17 protein-coding genes and 1 pseudogene are annotated in these 22,048 nt (G+C 61.4%); 6 read left to right on the forward strand and 12 right to left on the reverse strand.

Annotation, left to right across the window (positions count from 1 at the left end; all coding sequences use genetic code 11):
* Positions 1 to 37: 37 nt before the first annotated feature.
* On the reverse strand, positions 38 to 1,987 hold the full coding sequence (acs, locus tag XB14_RS31870; protein WP_077968494.1) for an acetate--CoA ligase: 1,950 nt from the start codon (positions 1,985 to 1,987) through the stop codon (positions 38 to 40).
* 227 nt (positions 1,988 to 2,214) lie between these two features.
* Between acs and XB14_RS31875 the strand changes: the two genes are divergently transcribed.
* Positions 2,215 to 2,916 (forward strand): DUF1013 domain-containing protein, encoded by a 702-nt coding sequence (locus XB14_RS31875; protein WP_077968496.1) that lies wholly within the window; start codon positions 2,215 to 2,217, stop codon positions 2,914 to 2,916.
* A 63-nt stretch (positions 2,917 to 2,979) separates the two neighbouring features.
* On the opposite strand, the pseudogene XB14_RS31880 reads toward XB14_RS31875, so the two are convergent.
* Positions 2,980 to 3,367, reverse strand: a pseudogene (locus tag XB14_RS31880) (ectoine synthase).
* A 137-nt stretch (positions 3,368 to 3,504) separates the two neighbouring features.
* On the opposite strand from XB14_RS31880, the gene XB14_RS31885 reads away from it, so the two are divergent.
* Positions 3,505 to 4,374 carry a LysR substrate-binding domain-containing protein gene (locus tag XB14_RS31885; RefSeq protein WP_179119719.1) on the forward strand — a complete coding sequence of 290 codons (870 nt, stop codon included), beginning with the start codon at positions 3,505 to 3,507 and terminating at the stop codon, positions 4,372 to 4,374.
* 36 nt (positions 4,375 to 4,410) lie between these two features.
* Here XB14_RS31885 and XB14_RS31890 read toward each other — a convergent pair whose 3' ends face one another.
* Both XB14_RS31890 and XB14_RS31895 read right to left on the reverse strand, forming a co-directional pair.
* Entirely contained in the window at positions 4,411 to 6,318 is a 1,908-nt protein-coding gene (locus tag XB14_RS31890) for an AMP-binding protein (RefSeq protein ID WP_077968498.1), read from the reverse strand.
* A gap of 112 nt (positions 6,319 to 6,430) precedes the next feature.
* Positions 6,431 to 7,090, reverse strand: coding sequence for a YggS family pyridoxal phosphate-dependent enzyme (locus XB14_RS31895; RefSeq protein WP_077968500.1), 660 nt, complete (start codon positions 7,088 to 7,090; stop codon positions 6,431 to 6,433).
* 224 nt (positions 7,091 to 7,314) lie between these two features.
* On the opposite strand from XB14_RS31895, the gene leuS reads away from it, so the two are divergent.
* Genes leuS through holA form a run of 3 tightly spaced genes read left to right on the forward strand, consistent with a single transcriptional unit; the run spans position 7,315 to position 11,499 of the window.
* The gene (leuS, locus tag XB14_RS31900) at positions 7,315 to 9,942 is read left to right on the forward strand and encodes a leucine--tRNA ligase (RefSeq protein WP_077968501.1); all 2,628 of its coding nucleotides are present in this window, start codon (positions 7,315 to 7,317) and stop codon (positions 9,940 to 9,942) included.
* On the forward strand, positions 9,929 to 10,453 hold the full coding sequence (locus XB14_RS31905) for an LPS assembly lipoprotein LptE (RefSeq protein ID WP_077968502.1): 525 nt from the start codon (positions 9,929 to 9,931) through the stop codon (positions 10,451 to 10,453). The genes leuS and XB14_RS31905 overlap by 14 nt, the downstream gene beginning before the upstream one ends.
* Before the next feature lie 11 nt (positions 10,454 to 10,464).
* Positions 10,465 to 11,499 carry a DNA polymerase III subunit delta gene (holA, locus tag XB14_RS31910; protein ID WP_077968503.1) on the forward strand — a complete coding sequence of 345 codons (1,035 nt, stop codon included), beginning with the start codon at positions 10,465 to 10,467 and terminating at the stop codon, positions 11,497 to 11,499.
* Positions 11,500 to 11,711: 212 nt separating this feature from the next.
* Here holA and XB14_RS31915 read toward each other — a convergent pair whose 3' ends face one another.
* The 8 genes from XB14_RS31915 to hemE form a co-directional block, all read right to left on the reverse strand.
* Complete coding sequence (locus XB14_RS31915; RefSeq protein WP_077968504.1) at positions 11,712 to 12,602, reverse strand: ParB/RepB/Spo0J family partition protein; 891 nt, start codon at positions 12,600 to 12,602, stop codon at positions 11,712 to 11,714.
* A 35-nt stretch (positions 12,603 to 12,637) separates the two neighbouring features.
* Positions 12,638 to 13,432, reverse strand: coding sequence for a ParA family protein (locus tag XB14_RS31920; RefSeq protein ID WP_060521519.1), 795 nt, complete (start codon positions 13,430 to 13,432; stop codon positions 12,638 to 12,640).
* 14 nt (positions 13,433 to 13,446) lie between these two features.
* Positions 13,447 to 14,088 carry a 16S rRNA (guanine(527)-N(7))-methyltransferase RsmG gene (gene rsmG / locus XB14_RS31925; RefSeq protein WP_077968505.1) on the reverse strand — a complete coding sequence of 214 codons (642 nt, stop codon included), beginning with the start codon at positions 14,086 to 14,088 and terminating at the stop codon, positions 13,447 to 13,449.
* Positions 14,085 to 15,968 (reverse strand): tRNA uridine-5-carboxymethylaminomethyl(34) synthesis enzyme MnmG, encoded by a 1,884-nt coding sequence (gene mnmG / locus XB14_RS31930; RefSeq protein WP_077968506.1) that lies wholly within the window; start codon positions 15,966 to 15,968, stop codon positions 14,085 to 14,087. Before mnmG ends, rsmG begins: the two co-directional genes overlap by 4 nt.
* Positions 15,969 to 16,060: 92 nt before the next feature.
* Entirely contained in the window at positions 16,061 to 17,386 is a 1,326-nt protein-coding gene (gene mnmE / locus XB14_RS31935; protein WP_077968710.1) for a tRNA uridine-5-carboxymethylaminomethyl(34) synthesis GTPase MnmE, read from the reverse strand.
* A 372-nt stretch (positions 17,387 to 17,758) separates the two neighbouring features.
* A complete protein-coding gene (gene rho, locus XB14_RS31940; RefSeq protein ID WP_089044254.1) occupies positions 17,759 to 19,024 on the reverse strand; it encodes a transcription termination factor Rho in 1,266 nt (421 codons plus the stop codon).
* A gap of 194 nt (positions 19,025 to 19,218) precedes the next feature.
* Positions 19,219 to 19,761 (reverse strand): protoporphyrinogen oxidase HemJ, encoded by a 543-nt coding sequence (hemJ, locus tag XB14_RS31950; protein ID WP_143348637.1) that lies wholly within the window; start codon positions 19,759 to 19,761, stop codon positions 19,219 to 19,221.
* The gene (hemE, locus tag XB14_RS31955; RefSeq protein ID WP_077968518.1) at positions 19,758 to 20,789 is read right to left on the reverse strand and encodes a uroporphyrinogen decarboxylase; all 1,032 of its coding nucleotides are present in this window, start codon (positions 20,787 to 20,789) and stop codon (positions 19,758 to 19,760) included. Before hemE ends, hemJ begins: the two co-directional genes overlap by 4 nt.
* A gap of 407 nt (positions 20,790 to 21,196) precedes the next feature.
* Here hemE and XB14_RS31960 point away from each other — a divergent pair, with 407 nt between their 5' ends.
* The gene (locus XB14_RS31960) at positions 21,197 to 22,018 is read left to right on the forward strand and encodes a pyruvate, water dikinase regulatory protein (protein WP_077968519.1); all 822 of its coding nucleotides are present in this window, start codon (positions 21,197 to 21,199) and stop codon (positions 22,016 to 22,018) included.
* Positions 22,019 to 22,048 lie beyond the last annotated feature (30 nt).

The raw sequence follows: 22,048 nt of genomic DNA on the forward strand, positions 1-22,048 counted from the left end.
AACCGCCGCGCATCCAATGCACGGCGGCTTTCAAGGGTCAGGCCTTGTTCTGGCGGTTGGCGATGAGATCGTCGACGACAGCCGGATCGGCGAGCGTCGAGGTATCGCCGAGCGCGCCGAAATCGTCCTCGGCGATCTTGCGCAGGATGCGGCGCATGATCTTGCCCGATCGGGTCTTCGGCAGGCCCGGTGCGAACTGGATCTTGTCCGGCGTCGCGATCGGACCGATTTCCGAACGGACGTGCTTCACCAGGGCCGCGCGCAGTTCGTCATTGCCGATTTCACCAGCCATCAGCGAGACATAGCAGTAGATACCCTGGCCCTTGATCGGGTGCGGATAGCCGACAACGGCCGCTTCCGAGACCAGGTGATGCGACACGAGCGCCGATTCCACTTCGGCGGTGCCGAGACGGTGGCCGGAAACGTTGAGCACGTCGTCGACGCGGCCGGTGATCCAGTAGTAGCCGTCCTCATCGCGGCGGCAACCGTCACCGGTGAAGTACTTGCCCTTGTAGGTGGCAAAATAGGTCTGGCCGAAACGCGCATGGTCTCCGTAGATCGTGCGCATCTGGCCCGGCCAGCTGTCGACGATGCAGAGGTTGCCGTCGGCGGCACCCTCAAGCACGTTGCCTTCATTGTCGACGAGCTGCGGCTGGACGCCGAAGAACGGCCGCGTTGCCGAGCCGGGTTTCAGGTCGGTCGCGCCCGGCAGCGGGGTGATCAGGATGCCGCCGGTCTCCGTCTGCCACCAGGTATCGACGATCGGCGATCTCTGCTCGCCGACGACGTTGTAGTACCACTCCCAGGCTTCCGGGTTGATCGGCTCGCCGACCGAACCGAGCAGGCGCAGCGACGAACGAGACGCGCGCTTGACGAAGTCGTCACCGGCACCCATCAGCGAGCGGATCGCCGTCGGCGCCGTGTAGAAGACGTTGACCTTGTGCTTGTCGACGACTTCCCAGAAACGCCCGGCATCCGGGAAATTCGGCACGCCTTCGAACATCACGGTCGTCGCCGCATTCGCAAGCGGACCGTAGACGATATAGGAGTGGCCGGTGACCCAGCCCACATCCGCCGTGCACCAGTAGACTTCGCCGTCGCGGTAGTCGAAGACATATTCGTGCGTCATCGACGCATAGACGAGGTAACCGCCGGTCGTGTGCAGCACGCCCTTCGGCTTGCCGGTCGAGCCCGACGTATAGAGGATGAACAGCGGATCTTCCGCCTTCATCTTCGCCGGCTCGCAATGCGGCTTCACCGTCGCGATTTCCTGGTGGTACCAGAGGTCACGGCCCGGTGCCCAGGCGGTCTTGCCGCCGGTGCGGCGCACGACCAGAACCTTGTTGACGATGACGTGCTGCTTGGCGGCGATGTCGATCGCCGTATCGGTGTTTTCCTTGAGCGGGACCGGCTTGCCGCCGCGCACGCCCTCGTCGCAGGTGATGACGAAGGTGGACTCACAGTCGACGATACGGCCGGCAAGTGCGTCCGGCGAGAAGCCGCCGAAGACGACCGAATGGATGGCGCCGATGCGGGCGCAGGCGAGCATCGCATAGGATGCTTCCGGGATCATCGGCATGTAGATGGTGACGCGATCGCCCTTCTTGACGCCGTGCTTCTTCAGGACGTTGGCAAGACGACAAACCTGCTCGTATAGCTGGTTGTAGGTGATCTTCTTGTCGATATAGGGGTTGTCGCCTTCCCAGATGATCGCGGTCTTCTCACCATGCGTCTTCAGGTGGCGGTCGATACAGTTGTAGGAGACGTTGGTGAGACCGTCCTCATACCACTTGATCGAGACCTTGCCCTTGAAGGAGGTGTTCTTGACCTTGGTATAGGGCTTGAACCAATCGATCCGCTTGCCGTGTTTGCCCCAGAACTTCGCCGGGTCCGAAACGCTCTCCTCGTACCACTTCAGGTAAGTGGCGTTATCAAGCAGCGTCCGGCTCTTGGCAGACTTCAACACCGGATAGATCTTGGCGGACATATTTTCCTCCCTACGCATTCCTAGTGCGGTTCACCCCTCCTAGGGCTCCCCCGTTTCGCGGACATTCATAGCAGGTCAAATGCCCGCCGCAATTAGACAAAAGGACATTTGGAACTGAAGAATTGCAATTTAGCGACAACGACGGTATAGAGGCCCACATTTCCCGGAAATCAGTGGTAGACTCCACGGCCCGCGACACCGGCGCGGCGGACAAAAGGACTATATCCATGGCTCAGCAACTGCTTATGCCCAAGGCGACCGCCGTCTGGCTGGTTGACAATACCGCGCTGTCCTTCGACCAGATCGCGCAGTTCTGCAAGCTGCACCCGCTCGAAGTAAAGGCGATCGCCGACGGTGAATCCGCGCAGGGCATCAAGGGCCTCGACCCGATTGCGACCGGCCAGCTTTCGCGCGACGAAATCGCCCGCGCCGAAGGCAACCCCAACCACAAGCTGAAGCTGTCCGAGCCGAAGGTTCGCGTACCCGACAGCAAGCGCAAGGGCCCGCGCTACACCCCGGTTTCCAAGCGCCAGGATCGCCCGAACGCCATTCTGTGGCTGGTGCGCAACCATCCGGAACTCAAGGACGCGCAGATTTCGCGCCTCGTCGGCACCACAAAGTCGACGATCGAGCAGATCCGCGAGCGCACTCACTGGAACTCCGCCAACCTGACGCCGATGGATCCGGTGACCCTCGGCCTCTGCTCGCAGATCGACCTCGATCTCGAAGTCGAACGCGCCTCCAAGGGCCGCCCGCTGCCGACCGCCGCCGAACTCGGCGCGACACTGGAAGCGGCGCAGGAAACCGAAAAGCTCGGTTTCAGCTACGAGCGCGAGGAAGAGAAGGAAATCGACGCCGATGCCGTCTTCGCCAAGCTCAAGTCGCTGAAGTCGGATCGCAAGGACGAGGACGAAGACGATCAGTACTGATCGCCGTTCAGCCCGATGAAAAAAGCCCGGATCGTCGATCCGGGCTTTTTTGTTGGCCGGTTCTTAGTAGGCCGAACCGGATGGATCTTTGAGGTTGTGGCGCTCGGTCCCCCGTGAGGGGCGGATTGAAGATGCTGACGAGGATCAGATCCTCATCCTTGCCACCGCGCAGATAATGCTTGTCGTGCTGGTCGAGAACGTAGATGTCGCCCTTGTTGATCGGGAAGACCTTGCCCTGCATATCCTCGACCTCGCCGTGGCCGGCGATGCAGTAACAGGCCTCGAGGTGGTTGCGGTACTCAAGCAGCGATACCGTTCCGGCGCGCACCACGGTGTGGCAGACGGTAAAGCCCATGCCATCCCTTTCCGTGAGCAGGCGGTGGCTGGTGCCGCTACCCCATTCGACGAAATGATCGGTGGCTTCGATATCCTGCAGGCTGCGCACGAACATGGGCTTCTCCATCTATAAGAAATTCTAATGTTTCTGGATGGGCTTCTCGCCCTGTCCTGCAACGGCGTCAGTATTCGTTGACATCAATTGCCAATCAAACGACGATTGCTCAGCGAATAGGCGAGGAAAACTTACACATGATGTTGCCACCGCTCGGCATGCTGCGCGCCTTTGAAGCGGCGGCGCGTCAGGCGAGTTTCTCGCGCGCCGCGGACGAGCTGCACGTGACGCATGCGGCCGTCAGCCATCAGATCCGGTTGCTGGAGGAATGGTTCGGTAGGCCGCTTTTCGTGCGGGAGAAGCGCGGCGTGAGGCTGGCGCCAGAGGCGGAGAGCCTGGCCGCGTTGCTGACATCGGCCTTCGAGCGCATCGCCGCGGAAACGGAATTGCTGCGGCTGAATGCCAAGGCGCAGATGAGCGTCGCCTGTATTCCCTCGATCGCCACCCGTTGGCTGATACCGGCACTCGGCGATTTTCTCGGCAGCCACCCCGAGGTGGACGTCAAGGTCGTCTACGCGATGGCCGAACAGCGATTGCGCGAGACCGGCTGCGATATCCTGATCACGCTCGGCGCCGACCGAACCGACGGGATCCGGTCGGATCCGCTGTTCTCACGCATCAATCGACCCGTTGCCAGCCCGCGCTACCTTGAACGGAAAGGCGAACTGAACAGTGCGCAGGCGATCGCCTCCGCCGATCTGCTGCACGACGAGACGGTGTCACGCTGGCGCGATTGGTTCGCAACGGCAGGGGTGACAGCGGGACAAGCCATGCGAGGGCCTATCTTCCAGGACTTCAATCTGCTCGCTACGGCCGTCATTGCCGGCCACGGCGTCGCCCTTTGCCCGGTCGAGGTCTTCCGCCGCGAAATCGAGAGCGGAGACCTGAGGGTCCTGTCCGATATCGCCACCCTCGAAGAGGAAAACTACTTCCTCATTACCAAGTCGACGCGCTCCAAGGCGGTATCGGCCTTCAGCGATTGGTTCGTGTCCGTCATCAAACGCTGATTTACAGCAGTATCGTGAGCCGGCTCACAAAATCTGCTACGTCCCGATACCTCGCCCATGCAGCGCCAGTGTAATCTCGTCAAGGATGACCGGATCATCGATCGTCGCTGGCATTTTCCAGGGCTGGCGATCGGCGATCTTCTGGATCGTGGCCCGCAGGATTTTGCCGGACCGCGTCTTCGGCAGCCGCTTGACGCAGATGGCCAGGCGGAAGGCGGCAACAGGTCCGATGCGTTCGCGCACGAGGCTGATGACCTCGCGTTCGATCTCCGACGTTTCACGGGAAACATTGGAGTTGATGACGAGGAAGCCGGCCGGAACCTGACCCTTCAGTTCGTCGGCGATGCCGATGACAGCACATTCGGCAACATCGGGATGGCTGGCACAGACCTCCTCCATTGCACCGGTCGACAGCCGATGGCCGGCCACGTTGATGATGTCGTCCGTCCGCGCCATGATGAAGATGTAACCGTCCTCGTCGAGATAGCCGGCGTCCGCCGTCTTGTAGTAGCCGGGAAACTCCTCGAGATAGGCCGCGCGGAACCGATGGTCAGCATTCCAAAGCGTCGGCAGGCAGCCGGGCGGCAGCGGCAGCTTTACCACCACATTGCCGAGCGTACCGGCGCCAACCGGATGCCCGGCATCGTCGAGAATCTGCACGTCGTATCCCGGAAGCGGAACGGCCGGCGAACCGTATTTCACCGGCAGGAGCCCGAGCCCCATCGGATTTCCCGCGACAGGCCATCCGGTTTCCGTCTGCCACCAGTGATCGATGACGGGCACGCCGAGCGCCCTTTCGGCCCATTGGATCGTGTTGGGGTCCGCCCTTTCCCCGGCAAGGAACAGCGCGCGGAACTTCGACAGGTCGTATCGGCTGACGTGAGCGGCCTCCGGATCCTCCTTGCGGATCGCCCTGAGGGCTGTCGGCGCGGTAAACATCACCACGACGCCGTGCTCTGCAATGATGCGCCAATAGGTGCCGGGATCGGGCGTGCCGACGGGTTTGCCTTCGAACAGGATCGAGGTGCTGCCGTTGAGGAGCGGGCCGTAGACGATATAGGAGTGGCCGACGACCCAGCCGATATCGGACGCCGCCCAGAACACTTCGCCCGGCTGCACGCCGAAGAAATTCTCCATGGACCATTTGAGCGCAACCATATGGCCGCCATTGTCACGCACCACGCCCTTGGGCTGGCCGGTCGTGCCGGACGTATAGAGCACGTAGAGCGGATCGGTGGACGCGACCGGCGTGCATCCGACCTCTTCGCCCGCCTGCTTCGCCGCCGCCAGCGCCGCAGCGAAATCGATGTCGCGTCCCGCCGTCATGGCGGCTTCCGCCATCTCGCGTTGGAAGACGAGGCAATGGGCCGGCTTGTGTGTGGCGATTTCGAGCGCCGCATCGAGCAGCGGCTTGTAGGCGACGGCCCTGCCGGGTTCGATGCCGCAGCTTGCCGAAACGATGAGCTTGGCCTGGCAGTCGTCGATGCGCACGGCCAGTTCGTTGGCGGCAAAACCGCCGAACACCACGGAATGCACCGCGCCGATGCGCGCGGCCGCCAGCATGGCGACGGCTGCCTGCGGGATCATCGGCATATAGATGATGATACGGTCGCCCTTGCCGACACCAAGCTTGCGATAAACGGCAGCCAGTGCCGCCACATCGGCAAGCAGCGACGCATAGGAGATGCGCTCGACCCGCCCGGTGACCGGGCTGTCGTAGATGAAGGCGATCTGCTCGCCACGACCGGCCGCCACGTGGCGATCCAGGCAATTGTAGCAGGTATTGGTGATGCCTTCGGCGAACCAGTGCCCATAGATGCCGGCGTCCGCATCAAAGACGCGTGCCGGTCTTTCAAACCAGTCGATTGCATTGGCTGCATTTGACCAGAAGCTCTGCGGGTCCGCTTTCCAGCCCCCGTACACGTCGGCATAGCGGCTCGCCATGTCCGTTCCTCCCTGCATATGTTGCCGGACAAGTCCGGCCTCCTCGTGCACAAGGATAGGCTAATGAGAGATGAGGGGAACCCCGACGAAAGCGGTATGTGACGAACGGACCTCAGCGCGCGCCGAAAATGGCCGAACCGACGCGAACGCTGGTGGCGCCGAACTGGACGGCAGTCTCGAAGTCACCGGACATGCCCATCGAAAGCTTCTCAAGCTTGCAGAGGGCCGCAAGCTTGGCGAGCAGCGCAAAATGCGGACCGGGATTTTCCTCGAGCGGCGGAATGCACATCAGCCCCTCGATCGAAAGACCCAGTTCGTTGCGGCAAAGGTCGACGAAGGCGACCGTCTCCTCCGGCGGGATGCCGGCCTTTTGCGGCTCCAGCCCGGTATTGACCTGAACGTAGAGTTTCGGGGTCCGGCCCTGCTTCTGCATTTCCGCGGCAAGCGCGCGGGCGATCTTCTCGCGATCGACCGTTTCAATGACGTCAAACAAGGCCACGGCCTCGGCCGCCTTGTTCGACTGCAGCGGACCGATCAGATGCAGTTCGAGGCCGGACGTCTCCGCCTTCAACTCCGGCCACTTGCCCTGCGCTTCCTGGACGCGGTTTTCGCCGAAGACCCGCTGGCCCGCCGCGATCACCGGTCGGATGGCATCCGCATCGAAGGTCTTGGAGACCGCGACCAGCGTGACGGAGCCCTTGGCACGACGGGCGGACTTCTCCGCCGCCTGAATCCGGCTCACGACATCCTGCAACCGCTCTTGAACTTCCATGGACCTGCTCTCCGACACGGGATTTCCAAACCACTGACCGAGCGGCTTAGGCAAAGTTGAGCCGATTGCCAAGGCCGCCGCCGCACGGACTGGCTCAAATCCGCCAAAGTGTCGCGGCAAACCCTTCAAAAACTTGACCGTCAGGCGGTTTCGTGGTGAAGGTCACCCCAACTATCATGAGGCGCGCCCTATGCGCCACAGAACTTCCGGAACATCGAAAAGACATGTCTAGCGAACGATACAATCCGCGTGATGCCGAGCCCCGTTGGCAGCAGGAATGGGAAAAGAACGAGGTCTTCCAGACCGAGAACGATGATCCGCGCGAAAAGTACTACGTGCTCGAGATGTTCCCGTATCCGTCGGGCCGCATTCACATGGGCCACGTGCGCAACTACACCATGGGCGACGTGGTGGCGCGCTACAAGCGCGCCCGCGGCTTCAACGTATTGCATCCGATGGGTTGGGACGCCTTTGGCATGCCGGCCGAAAACGCCGCCATGGAGCGTGGCGTGCACCCGGCCAGCTGGACCTACCAGAACATCGCCTCGATGAAGGCGCAGCTGAAGGTCATGGGCCTGTCGCTCGACTGGAACCGCGAATTCGCCACCTGCGACCCGGCCTATTACCAGCGCCAGCAGCACCTGTTCCTGGATTTCCTGGAGAAGGGCCTCGTCTATCGCAAGCAGTCGAAGGTCAACTGGGATCCGGTCGACAACACCGTGCTCGCCAACGAGCAGGTGATCGACGGCCGCGGCTGGCGCTCGGGCGCGCTGGTCGAACAGCGCGAACTGACACAATGGTTCTTCCGCATCACCGACTTCAGCCAGGAACTGCTCGACGCGCTGGACACGCTGGATCAGTGGCCCGAGAAGGTTCGCCTGATGCAGAAGAACTGGATCGGCCGCTCGGAAGGTCTGTCGCTGCGTTGGGAACTGGTCGACGGTACCGCCGGTGACGCGACGGAACTCACCGTCTACACCACCCGCCCGGACACGCTCTTCGGCGCCTCGTTCCTCGCGATCGCCGCCGACCACCCGCTGGCAAGACAGGTGGCAGCGACCAATCCGGAGGTCGATGCCTTCTGCGAGGAGTGCCGCCGCGCCGGCACCTCGCTCGCCGCGCTCGAAACGGCTGAAAAGAAGGGCATCGACACCGGCATCCGGGCCAAGCACCCGCTCGATCCGAGCTGGGAGCTGCCGGTCTATGTCGCAAACTTCGTGCTGATGGACTACGGCACGGGCGCCATCTTCGGCTGCCCCTCCGGCGACCAGCGCGACCTCGACTTCGCCCGCAAATACGATCTGCCGGTCGTACCTGTCGTCATGCCGAAGGACGGCGATGCCGCGACCTTTGCGATCGGTGACGAGGCCTATATCGGCGACGGCGTGATGATCAATTCGCGCTTCCTCGACGGCCTGTCGACCGAAGAGGCTTTCGAGACCGTTGCCTCCAGGCTCGAGAAGGAAACGCTCGCTGGCGCGCCGCGTGCCGAGCGCAAGGTCAACTTCCGCCTGCGCGACTGGGGCATCTCGCGCCAGCGCTATTGGGGCTGCCCGATCCCGGTCATCCATTGCGAGGACTGCGGCGTCGTGCCGGTTCCGAAGGCAGACCTGCCGGTCGTGCTGCCGCCTGATGTCACCTTCGACAAGCCTGGCAATCCGCTCGACCGTCATCCGACCTGGCGCCATGTCGCCTGCCCGCATTGCGGCAAGGACGCCCGCCGCGAGACGGACACGATGGACACCTTCGTCGATTCGTCCTGGTACTTCACGCGCTTCACCGCGCCGTGGGAAGATAATCCGACCGATCCCAAGGTTGCCAACCACTGGCTGCCGGTTGACCAGTATATCGGCGGCATCGAGCACGCGATCCTGCACCTGCTCTACTCGCGCTTCTTCACCCGCGCGATGAAGGAAACCGGCCACGTCGCCGTCGACGAACCGTTCAAGGGACTGTTCACCCAGGGCATGGTCGTGCACGAGACCTATAGCCGCGGCGATGGCGCGCAGCGCGAATGGGTAACTCCGGCCGAGATCCGCATCGAGGAGATCGACGGGCGCCGCCGCGCGACGCTGATCGAGACCGGTGAGGACATCACCATCGGCTCGATCGAGAAGATGTCGAAGTCGAAGAAGAACGTTGTCGATCCGGATGACATCATCGCCTCCTACGGCGCCGATACCGCCCGCTTCTTCGTGCTCTCCGACTCACCTCCGGATCGAGACGTGATCTGGTCGGAAGCGGGTGTTGAAGGATCGCATCGCTTCGTGCAGCGCGTCTGGCGTCTGATCGGTGAAGCGGCCGAAAAGCTGCGCGGGATCGAAGCCGCACCGGCACTCGAGGGCGAGGCCCTCTCGGTGTCTCAGGCGGCGCACAAGACGCTGCGCGCGGTCGAGGCGGATTATGACAAGCTCGCCTTCAACAAGGCCGTGGCGCGCATCTATGAGCTCGTGAACACGCTTGCCGCACCGCTGACCCAGGTTGCCGCCGGCAAGGCCGACGCAGCACTGGCGAGTGCTGTCAAGGACGCCACGGTGATCGTGATCAACCTGATTGCACCGATGATGCCCCACCTCGCCGAGGAATGCTGGCGCGAAATCGGCGGCGAGGGGCTGATCGCGGAACGCGGCTGGCCGACGTTCAACCCTGCCTTGGTCGTCGAGAACGAAATCACCCTGCCGGTGCAGATCAACGGCAAGAAGCGCGCCGATTTGACAATCGCCCGCGATGCGGATCAGAGTGCGATCGAAAGCGCCGTCCTGGCGCTCGATGCCGTCAAGTCCGCACTCAACGGCAGCAGCCCCAAGAAAATCATCGTCGTGCCCCAGAGGATCGTCAATGTCGTTGTCTGATAGAGCTGGTTTCCGTATCCGGTCGATTCCGGTTCTGGCTGGCGTGCTCATGTTGACCGCGCTCGCCGGCTGCCAGGTCAGGCCGCTCTATTCCGATCCCGTCGGCACCTCGACCGCACTTGCGGCGATCGAGATTTCCGAAGCCGACGATCGTGTCGAGCAGGAAGTGCGCAACGCCCTGATCTTCCTGGCTGCAGGCGGCCAGGGCGAGCCCGTGAACCCGCAATACCACCTGGCGCTCAACGTTACGCACCGGTCGATGGGCGTGCTCTACGACCAGGCCAAGGACCGGGCGGGCGCCGGCCGTATCGTCGTCAAGGCGGACTATAACCTAACGAAGATCGGTACGGGCGAGACCATCAAGTCCGGCAACCGTACCGCGGTCGCGCTCGTCGACTTCCCGGTCCAGGAATTTGCCAAGGTGCGGGCCGTTCGCGATGGTGAAAACCGCGCGGCCAAGGAACTGGCCGAACTGATCCGGGCCGACATCGCCGCGGCTCTCAGCCGCTAACCGGTGCCGACATGAGCGAGGTCAAGTCGCACGAGTTCGACTCCTTTCTCCAGAAGTCCGCCGGGGTCTACCGGCTTTTCATCCTCTACGGGCCCGATCGCGGGCTCGTCTCCGAGCGCGCCTCTGCGATCGCGGCGCGTTGCGGCGTGCCGCTCGACGATCCCTTTTCCCTCTTGAAACTCGACGTCAGCGAGCTGACCCAATCGCCCGGGCGCCTGCTCGACGAGGTAAACTCGATCGGCCTCTTCGGCGGAGAAAAGCTCGTCTGGGTCCGTGGCGCGGCCAACGAAAAGCCCTTGGTCGATGCGCTGCAGATCCTTTCCTCCGAGCCACCGACTGGAAGCTATGTGATCGTCGAGGCCGGCGACCTGAAAAAGGGCGCGGCGCTTCGCAAGGTCGGTGAAAGCGCCCGGTCGGTCGCCTGCATCGCCTGCTACAGCGATGATGCTCGCAGCCTGCAGGCGCTGATAGACAAGGAACTTGGCGACGAGAAGCTCGGCATCAGCCCGGCGGCGCGGCAGCGGCTGCTCGAGGCGCTCGGCGGCGACCGTCTGGCCTCACGAAACGAGCTGCGCAAACTTGCGCTTTATTGCCGAGGCAAGTCGACGGTGGACGAAGGCGACGTTCTCGATATCGTCGGCGATGCCAGCGCGATCTCCGTCGACGATGCGGTCGATGCCGTGCTGAAGGGCGACCTTGATGGGCTGCTGCACGCCATGCAGAAGATCACCACCTCCAAGACGCCGGCCTTTCTGGTGCTGCAGGCGTGCCTGCGACAGTTTCAGCAGCTTGATGTGATGCGGGCGGAGATGGATTTAAGCCGTCAGCAGGCCAGCCAGGTGATCGCAACGCTCGGACGCGGCCTGCACTTTCGCCGCAAGCCGATCGTCGAGGCAGCCCTGAAACATTGGTCGAGCCCGGCTATCCGCCGTGAACTCAACCGACTGCAGACGACCATCTTTCAGAGCCGCAGCCGCGCGAGCCTGGAAGAGAGCCTGGTGCTGCAGAACCTGATGGCGATCGCAGTGCAATCGGCCCGCCGCTGAGCTGTCTCTCGCGGCTCGTTCCCGTGTTTGCAGCCTAACGTTCGGTCCCGCGACGGGTCTTCGGCGTGCTTGCCGGAGGTCGTTTGGCTGCTTCAATCACCGGCCGAAGCTCAACGAACCGCCGGAAAACATCATTATATCAAACAATTAGGCGCGCCGCTCCACAGGGGCGGCGCGCCATCAATACGTGAATGTGAAATTTCAGGGGCGTTTTATCGCCGTTCGAGCAACCGGCAGATTTCTTCGAGCTGATCGAGCGTCTTGTAAGCGATGCGCAGATGGCCGCCGGACGCCTTGTGGTTCACGGTCACCTCAAGCCCCAGGCTATCGGACAGCGTGCGCTCGAGCGCCAGCGTATCGGCATCCTTCTCGTCGCGGCGGGCGGTCTTGCCGTAGTTGGGATCGTTCTGCGCGCGAATATCGTTCTGCGCGATGCGCTCGGCGTCACGCACCGAGAGACCCTTGGCAATGATCGTCCGGGCGAGGGTGGCCGGATCCGATGTCGGAATGAGCGCGCGCGCATGTCCAGCCGAAAGCGCACCTTCCGACAACATGTCGCGAACCGGCTCCGGCAGTTTGAGCAGGCGCAGGCTGTTGGCCACGTGGCTTCGGCTCTTGCCGATGATTTCGCCGAGATCGTTCTGCGTATAGCCGTGCTCGGCAATCAGTTGCTCGTAGCCGAGCGCTTCATCGAGCGGATTGAGGTCGGAACGCTGGACGTTTTCAACGATGGCGATTTCAAGCGCCGTGCGATCGTCGACGTCGCGAATGATGACCGGGATTTCGGTGAATCCGGCCAGCTGCGCTGCCCGCCAGCGACGCTCACCGGCGATGATCTCGTAGCGATCGACCCCGATCGTCCGCGCGACGACGGGTTGGACGATGCCATGCTGCCGGATCGAATTGGCGAGATCCTGCAGTTCTGCCTCGTCGAATTGCCGACGCGGGTTACGCGGGTTGCGCGATACGAACTCGATCGGCACTCGTCGATCCGGATTGACCGGGGCAGGGGCGGCCGCGCCGGTCTGCAACGGTTGATCCATCTCGCCGATCAACGCGGCCAGTCCGCGCCCGAGCCGTCTCTTCGAGCTATCGTCGTTCATATCGTCACCCGAGTTAAATTACGCTACCGAAATGATTATGCCGCCTTGCGCTGGCGCTCGCGTTGAATGACTTCGGAGGCCAGTTGCAGATAGGCCTGGCTGCCGGCGCACTTCAGATCGTACAGAATGGCCGGCTTGCCATAGGACGGCGCTTCCGAGACGCGAACATTACGCGGGATCAAGGTGTGGTAAACCTTATCGCCGAGATGCGTCCGTACGTCGCTAACAACCTGCTGTGCGAGGTTGTTGCGGGAATCGAACATCGTCAGCACGATGCCCTGGATATCCAGACTCGGATTCACGGTCCGGCGAATCTGATCCACGGTCTCCAACAACTGGCTCAAGCCTTCGAGCGCAAAGAACTCGCACTGCAGCGGCACGAGCACGGAATGCGCCGCAGCCATCGCGTTCATCGTCAGCAAATTGAACGACGGCGGGCAATCGACGAGCACGTAGGAATACTCCATCGCCGCGGGGCTGACCAAGGCCTTGCGCAAACGGAAGACGCGATCCGGTTCCTGCGAAATTTCCATCTCGACACCGAGAAGGTCCATGGTCGATGGAATGATCGAGAGGTTCGGAACGGCTGTCTGCTGAGCGATCTCACCGATCCCGTGCGACCCCATCATCAGCTCGTAGGATGACAGGTTACGATCGCGGCGCTGGATGCCCAGGCCGGTGCTGGCGTTGCCCTGCGGGTCCAGATCAACGATCAGAACGTGTTCGCCGATGGCCGCCAATGCGGTTGCCAGATTGATGGCGGTCGTGGTTTTGCCGACGCCGCCTTTCTGATTTGCGATTGTGATGATCCGGTTTTTGCCACCAAACATGTTTCCGCTCGCGATCACTGGGCCCTGCGCGCCAGATTTGCGATCTCGAGCACGACAGAATCCGGCTCGACCACGCTTGGATGTTTTACCAGATCAAACTGATAGCGGCCAACGGCTTTGTCGATTTCGCGCTGGTAATCCCGCCCTTTATGGAAGTAGGCGACCGCTTTCTGCTCCTTCGCCGTCATCCACGGCGCAGAATAGTCGAGCAGCAGGGTCAAATCCGCGAGCGCGCGCGCCGAAACAGCGTCCGCGCGGGGAATCAATGCACCTGCTTCTTCGATTCGAACCGGGTGAACCGAGCCGCGCGCGCCGGTTTCTGCCAATGCGACACGCAAGAATGCAGCCTTCTTATTGTTGCTTTCGACAAGATGGACCCAACCGTCGCCAAACTCGGCGAGATAGATCGCCGTGATGACACCTGGAAAGCCGCCACCGCTGCCGAGATCGACCCAGGTCTTCGGGCCTGGCGACAACTTCGCGAGCTGCAAGCTATCGACAATGTGCCGACGCCAAAGATCTTCGATCGTGGACGGCGCAACAAGATTGATCGACTTCGCCCACTTCTGGAAGAGCTTGGCAAAATGCTCGAGCCGTTCATTCGTTTCACGTGAAACACGCAGTCCGTTCAACACATCGATTGGACTCGCCTTCATTGTACGCCGGCCTTTTCTTCACGTTCTACGGATCGGTTCTGTCGCTTCAACCACGCAAGGATCAGCGACGCGGCTGCCGGTGTCATACCGTCAACCTTCATCGCCTGGGCCAGATTGCGCGGCGCCTGCTGTTTCAGCTTCTGCTTCAACTCATTGGAAAGACCCGAGAGCGCATCAAAATCGAAGCCGTCGGGGATGACCAGGTTTTCCTCGCGCTGAATGCCGGCAATATCCGCTGCCTGACGATCCATATAGACCGCATAGACCGCGTCGATCTCAAGCGCCTCAACGACGCGCGGACCAATCGACGACAGCTCGGGCCAGAGTGGCTCTAAGCCGGCAATCGACTGATCGGGATAGGACAGGATCTCGAAAGCAGTGCGCCGTTGGCCATCCTGGTTGAGCTTGAGGCCATGACGGTTTCCTTCGGCCGGCGTTACCGACAGGCTCTTCAGCAGAGCGCGGCCTTCGTCGAAACGCGCACGCCAATCGGCAAAACGATCGCGGCGAGCATCCGAGATGCAACCGAGTTCCATCGCAAGCGGAGTCAGGCGCGCATCGGCATTGTCGGCCCGGAGCGACAATCGATACTCCGCGCGGGAGGTAAACATGCGATAGGGCTCGGTGATGCCCCGCGACGTCAGGTCGTCGATCATGACACCGATATAGGACTGCGTTCGGCTGAACACGATTTCGGGACGGTTGGTCGCGACCAAGGCAGCATTCAGGCCGGCAACAAGACCTTGCGCTCCCGCTTCTTCATAGCCAGTCGTGCCGTTGATTTGCCCAGCCAGAAAAAGCCCCGGCATCTTCCTGACGGCAAGGGTCGCATTCAGTTCGCGCGGATCGACGTGATCGTATTCGATAGCGTAGCCTGGCTGCAGGATCGCGACATTCTCCAATCCGGGGATCGTCTTGATGAAGGCTTCCTGGATGTCGGCCGGCAGCGACGTCGAAATGCCGTTCGGGTAGATCGTGTCGTCATCAAGCCCTTCCGGTTCCAGGAAGATCTGGTGACCATCACGTTCGCCAAAGCGTACGATCTTGTCTTCGATCGATGGACAATAGCGCGGCCCAACACCCTCGATCTGCCCGGAGTACATCGCCGACTTGCCGATATTATCGGCAATGATCTTATGTGTCGCTTCCGTCGTCCGCGTCACGCCGCAGTCGATCTGCCGGTTGAGGATGCGGTCGGTCATGAACGAGAAGGGCGCCGGATCCTCGTCCGGGCCTTGGCGGCCGACACGCGCCCAGTCGATGGTGCGACCATCCAGTCGGGCGGGCGTTCCGGTCTTCAGGCGGCCGAGCCGTAAGCCAAACCGCAGCAAGGTTCCGGAGAGCCCCACGGACGGTTCTTCGCCGACACGTCCGGCCGGAATTTTCTGGTCGCCGATGTGAATGAGGCCCTTCAAGAACGTGCCCGTCGTCAAAACGACGGACTTGGCTTGAAAGCTCCGGCCGTCCTTCATGACGACACCGTTGATTCGGCCCTGTTCTTCCAACAGGTCGAAGGCATCGCCCTCGATAACCGTCAAATTCTCGATGGCAGCGATCTCCCGCTGCATGGCTTCGCGATAGAGGCGGCGGTCGGCTTGCGTACGCGGACCGCGCACTGCTGGGCCCTTGCGGCGGTTGAGCAAACGAAACTGAATGCCGCCGGCATCGGCGACGCGTCCCATCAGGCCGTCCATCGCGTCGATCTCACGGACCAGGTGTCCCTTGCCCAAGCCGCCGATCGCCGGATTGCAGGACATAACGCCGATCGTCGATGCCTTGTGCGTGATCAACGCGGTGTTGGCGCCCAAACGCGCAGCCGCCGCGGCGGCCTCGCAGCCGGCATGGCCACCGCCAATGACGATTACGTCAAATTGCATCATTGCCTCTTCTCCGGGGTTGACCCCGGCACGAATCGTTTCACGTGAAACACAACGAAGGACTCGCACACGTTGTATTCACCGCGGTCTATAAGTTATTTCCCGATACAGAATTCAGAAAATATCACATCGAGAAGGTTCTCGACATCCACGCGGCCGGTTATCCGTCCAATTGCGTCGCCAGCAAGGCGCAGCAGTTCCGCGCGGATATCCAAGCCCAGGTCCTGCCTTGCCATACTGTCCGCGATGGCCCGCTGCGCCTGCCGCAAGCTATCCACATGACGCCGCCGCGAAGGCAGCGACAAGGAGGTGCGCCCGCTGAGATCCGGCAAGTGCGCCGCGATCGCGTCCAGCAGTCGCTCCATGCCTTCGCCGGTTTTCGTCGAAACCAACACATCGGCGGAACCTTTGCGCCAGTCTTTGCCGCGATCGAGCTTCGTTCCCACGCGCAAGACCGGAGTCTTCGCGGATGCGAAGTCCGAGATGACCTCAAATCCGTCCGGAGTGTCGGCCAGCAGCAGAACGAGATCCGCTCGCTCGATAATTTCTCGTGCGCGACGAATACCTTCCTGTTCGACCTTCTCGTTGGTTTCCCGCAGGCCGGCCGTATCGTAGAGCTTCACGGAGAATCCGGCTAAGGAAAGATCGACGGAAAGGACATCGCGGGTCGTACCGGCGATTTCGGTGACGATCGCAATGTCGCGTTGCGCCAGCGCATTGAGCAAGCTCGACTTGCCGGCATTCGGCTCACCGGCGATGACGATCTTCAGCCCATCTCGGATGATCTCCGCGATCGGCGCATCGGCGATATGTGCTGCGATCTCCTGGGATAGCAGAGACATGTCCTGCCAGATACGCTCGCTGACCGACCCCGGGACATCGTCTTCGTCGGCAAAGTCGAGCTCGGCCTCGATCATCGCCCGCGCATGGGTCAAGCGCTTCGCCCAGCCGGCATAGACTTTTGATTGTCCGCCGCCGGAATGTTCGACCGCAAGACGGCGCTGCATTTCAGTCTCGGCGACGATCAGGTCGGCAAGGCCCTCGACCTCGACCAGATCGAGCTTGCCGTTCTGGAAGGCACGTCGCGAAAATTCACCCGCTTCCGCATGGCGCAGGCCGTCCAGCCTGGAGAGCTCCCCGAGCAAGGCGTTCACCGCGGCACGGCCGCCATGGATCTGGAACTCGGCGCAATCTTCTCCCGTGAAGGAGGCCGGGCCGCGAAAATAAAGAACAAGGCCGCTATCGATCACGTCACCGTTACGAGACCGAATCGATCTCAATGCCGCAGTCCGTGGTGCCGGCACGCCACCACACAACGTCTGGAGTACTGCCTCTGTATGCCCGCCGCTGATACGCACGACTGCGACGCCGGCGGGCAAGGCGCCGCTGGAAAGCGCATAGATCGTGTGCGTCGCTGTCATGGGCTCACCTGAAAGGACCGCGGGCGCGCTGGAGGCCTCGATGGTCGAAACAATGGGCATCGTCGAAGTTCCCGACCGGATCGTTCCGTTTCGCGGAGCACGCTCACGCGGAGCGGAACAGTATCTCAAAGGGTCGGCGTGCTTATGCCGAAAGAATGCCGAAAATTCAAGGCCTCGCTGCATCCCCATAGTTCCCGACGACCGCGTGTTTCACGTGAATCAGCAGAAGCGGTGTGGCGCTGATCGCGGACGTAGTCGGAGATTGTTGCGAAACCGAATCGAAGTCAGGAATGAATCCGGCTAAGGTTTGGAAACGAAAAAACCGGTCGACGCGTCGTCGACCGGTTCTGGAACTTTGCAGATGAACGCGACTTACGTGTTCATCGAGTCGAAGAAATCGCCATTGTTCTTCGTCTGCTTCAGCTTGTCGATGAGGAACTCGATCGCGTCGGTCGTGCCCATCGGCGCAAGAATACGGCGCAGCACGAAGATCTTCTGCAGATCCTGGCGCGGAACGAGCAGGTCTTCCTTACGCGTACCGGACTTGAGAATGTCCATCGCCGGGAAGATGCGCTTGTCAGCGACCTTGCGGTCAAGCACGATTTCCGAGTTACCGGTACCCTTGAATTCTTCGAAGATGACTTCGTCCATGCGGCTGCCGGTATCGATGAGCGCCGTCGCGATGATCGTCAGCGAGCCGCCCTCTTCGATGTTACGGGCGGCACCGAAGAAACGCTTCGGACGCTGCAGCGCGTTAGCGTCGACACCACCGGTCAAGACCTTGCCCGACGACGGAACAACGGTGTTGTAGGCGCGGCCGAGGCGGGTGATCGAGTCGAGCAGGATGACGACGTCGCGACCGTGCTCCACGAGGCGCTTGGCCTTTTCGATCACCATTTCAGCGACCTGCACGTGGCGCGTCGCCGGTTCGTCGAAGGTCGAGGATACGACTTCGCCCTTCACCGAACGCTGCATGTCCGTCACTTCTTCCGGACGTTCGTCGATTAGAAGAACGATCAGGTAACATTCCGGATGATTGGCGGTGATCGAATGGGCGATGTTCTGCAGGAGAACGGTCTTACCGGTGCGCGGCGGCGCGACGATCAGGCCGCGCTGGCCCTTGCCGAGCGGCGCCACCAGGTCGATGACGCGGGCAGAAAGATCTTTCGACGTCGGGACGTCGAGTTCCATCTTGAAGCGCTCGTTCGGGTAGAGCGGCGTCAGGTTGTCGAAGTGAACCTTGTGACGGATCTTTTCCGGATCGTCGAAGTTGATGGTGTTGACCTTGAGGAGGGCGAAGTATCGCTCGCCTTCCTTCGGTCCGCGGATCGGGCCCTCGACCGTGTCGCCGGTCTTCAGCGAGAAGCGGCGGATCTGGGAAGGCGAGATGTAGATGTCATCCGGGCCCGGGAGGTAGTTTGCATTCGCCGAGCGGAGAAAGCCGAAGCCGTCCTGCAGCACTTCAACGACGCCTTCACCGATAATCTCGATATCCTGAGCTGCGAGCATCTTGAGGATCGCGAACATCAGCTCCTGCTTGCGCATCGTGCTGGCATTCTCCACCTCGAGCTCCTCGGCGAAGGCGAGCAGATCGGTCGGCGTCTTGTTCTTGAGTTCTTGTAGCTTCATTTCAGCCATGAAGGATCCATGTTTGGTATGGGTAGTGGGGAGATGGCGAGTATTCGTTGGGGAGCTGCGGCTGGAAGGGGCAGGCTCTTGTCTTTGTCACAAGCCATGAAGAGGAGATGGCAGAAAATAGCGATTCACGTGAAACCCCGCAAGGGGCTGTCGAAAATTAGAAACGACTATCGCAAGCCGCAAATCGATTAAATTCAAAATGGCTTCACAACGACCATGATGACGATGAGGATCATCAAGAGCGTAGGGGCCTCGTTCATCAACCGCCAGTAACGCGCGTCGTGCTTGTTTTCGTCGCGCTGGAAGGCGCGCACGGCGCGGCCGAAGCGCATGTGGACGCCCGTCAGCAGCACCACGAAGAAAAGCTTGGCATGCAGCCAGCCGCCCTGGAAGCCATAGACGCTCCACGCGAGGTAGAGCCCCAGCACCCAGGAGATCATCATTGCCGGGTTCATGATGACCTTCAGGAGCCGCAGCTCCATCATCTTGAAGGTCTCCGACTGTGGGGAGCCGGGTTCCGCATCCGTGTGGTAGATGAAGAGCCGCGGCATGTAGAGCAGCGCCGCCATCCACGACATCACCGCGATGACGTGCAGCGCCTTGATCCAGAGATAGAAATCGTCCGGCCGCCAGACGAACAGACCGGCAAGCAGTGCCGCGAAAGCGCCGATCGCGATCGCCGCTCTCAACTCCGCCCTGTTGCCTGGCGCCTGATCCGTCTGCTTTTCAGCCATCAGCGCGCTCCGCGAACACGGGCGACGAGCGCGGACACATGTTCCGGATCGGCCTGCGGCGTGATGCCATGCCCGAGATTGAAGATCAGCGGTCCATGGCCGAGTGCGTCAAGGATACGGTCGATGCCTTGTTCCAGCGCCAGTCCGCCGGCGACGACCCGCATCGGATCGAGATTGCCCTGCAACGGTCCTTCCTTCTGCAGATCCTTTGCGAAGGACAGGGGAACGGTCCAGTCGAGGCCGATGGCGTCGGCACCCGTCGCCTGCCGGTATCCGTTCAAGAGCTGCCCTGCGCCCTTGGCAAAGGCGATGATCTTCGCCTGCGGCCGCTGCGCCCGAACGGAGGCAATGATCCGCTGCACCGGCTTGACGGCGTAGCGGGCGAATTCTTCCTCGCCGAGAACGCCCGCCCAGGAATCGAAGATCTGCACCGCATCGGCGCCGGCATCGATCTGCCGCACGAGATAGTCGGCCGACACATCCGCCAGGAACGAGAGCAGATGGTCGAAGACTTCAGGATTGCGATAGGCGAAGAGACGGGCAGGGGCCTGGTCCGGCGTCCCCTGTCCGGCGATCATATAGGTCGCAACCGTCCAGGGCGCCCCACAGAAGCCGAGCAGCGTTGTTTCGAGGGGCAGTTCGGAACGCAAACGCGACACCGTCTCAAAGACGGGCTGGAGGTGCTCAGCGATGCCCTCAGGCTTCAGCCTGCGGATACCGTCGACGTCGATCGGATCCATTCGCGGCCCATGACCTTCCTCAAAGCGCACATTGCGTTTCAGCGCATCGGGAATGACCAGGATGTCGGAGAAGAGAATGGCAGCGTCAAAGGCGTAGCGCCGGATCGGCTGCAGCGTCACCTCGACGGCGAGATCGGGTGTGTAACAGAGATCGAGGAAGCTCCCGGCCTCGGCGCGCGTTGCCCTGTACTCCGGCAGATAACGGCCTGCCTGGCGCATGAGCCAGACCGGAGGAGGTGATACCGTCTTCCCTGCCAAAACTTCCAGAACCTTTCTGCGCGTTTCGGTCACGGATCGTCTCTCCCAATTTAAAATCAAAGATATTTAGAAGGTTTCTATTTCTTAGAGTCGGTGGGTATCAAGGATTAAAACAACCCACCGACTTGTCCACGATCGCAGATCACAGGTCCATCTGAGAGGACAATGAGATCGATCTCTGGAAAAACTCCGTGGTCAATCAAGAAAAGGCTTTCTGAATCAGATCCTTAGTTCGCGTCCGGTTTTTGGTGGGCCTGTGGAGAAGCAGTTGATACGCGTGACACTTTGTCGTCTCCGCGAGTCTTTTCCACATTTGCCGCGGATGACTTTCCGCGACAGCGCCAATTGTGAATAACTCGGCGGTTTTCCACTTGCCTGGGTCTGCGCCCCGTCGTTAGCTGTCATTCATCCCGGCTTATCAACAGCAGCAGGAGAATTGCGTGGAGAACAAGAAAAACTACTTCCACCTTCACCTGATTTCGGACTCAACGGGCGAGACTCTGATCGCCGCTGGCCGCGCCGCAGCCGCCCAATTTCAGAGCTCGCATGCGCTCGAGCACGTCTATCCGCTGATCCGCAACCGCAAGCAGCTGCTGCAGGTGCTCGACGCGATCGACGGCGCACCGGGCATCGTGCTCTATACGATCGTCGATCGAGACCTTGCCGATATCATCGATCGCCGTTGCCGCGAGATGGGCGTGCCTTGTGTCTCGGTGCTCGATCCGATCATCGACCTTTTCCAGTCCTATCTGGGATCGCCGTCGCGGCGGCGCTCGGGTGCCCAGCACGTGATGGATGCGGAGTATTTCGCCCGCATCGACGCGCTCAATTTCACCATGGACCATGACGACGGACAGTTGCCCGCCGATTTCGACGAGGCGGATGTCGTTCTCGTCGGCATCAGCAGGACGTCGAAGACCCCGACCAGCATCTATCTCGCCAATCGCGGCATCAAGACCGCCAACATCCCGATTGTCCCGGGCGTGCCGCTCCCCGAACGACTGATGGAGGCGACAAAGCCGCTCGTCGTCGGGCTGATCGCCACGGCTGACCGAATCTCGCAGGTGCGTCAGCACCGGGTGCTTGGAACGACGCAAGGGTTTCACGGCGATCAGTACACGGACAAGGCTTCGATCACCGAAGAGCTAAAGTATGCCCGCTCGCTTTGCGCGCGTAACAACTGGCCGGTCATCGACGTCACACGCCGTTCGATCGAGGAAACCGCGGCGGCCATCGTTGCCCTGCGTCCGCGTCTGCGTTAGACCGATTCGAACAATACGGGAACCTGCGTG

Origin of the sequence: Ensifer adhaerens, from assembly GCF_002007205.1 — a bacterium.
GTDB classification, from domain to species: Bacteria; Pseudomonadota; Alphaproteobacteria; order Rhizobiales; family Rhizobiaceae; genus Ensifer; species Ensifer adhaerens_D.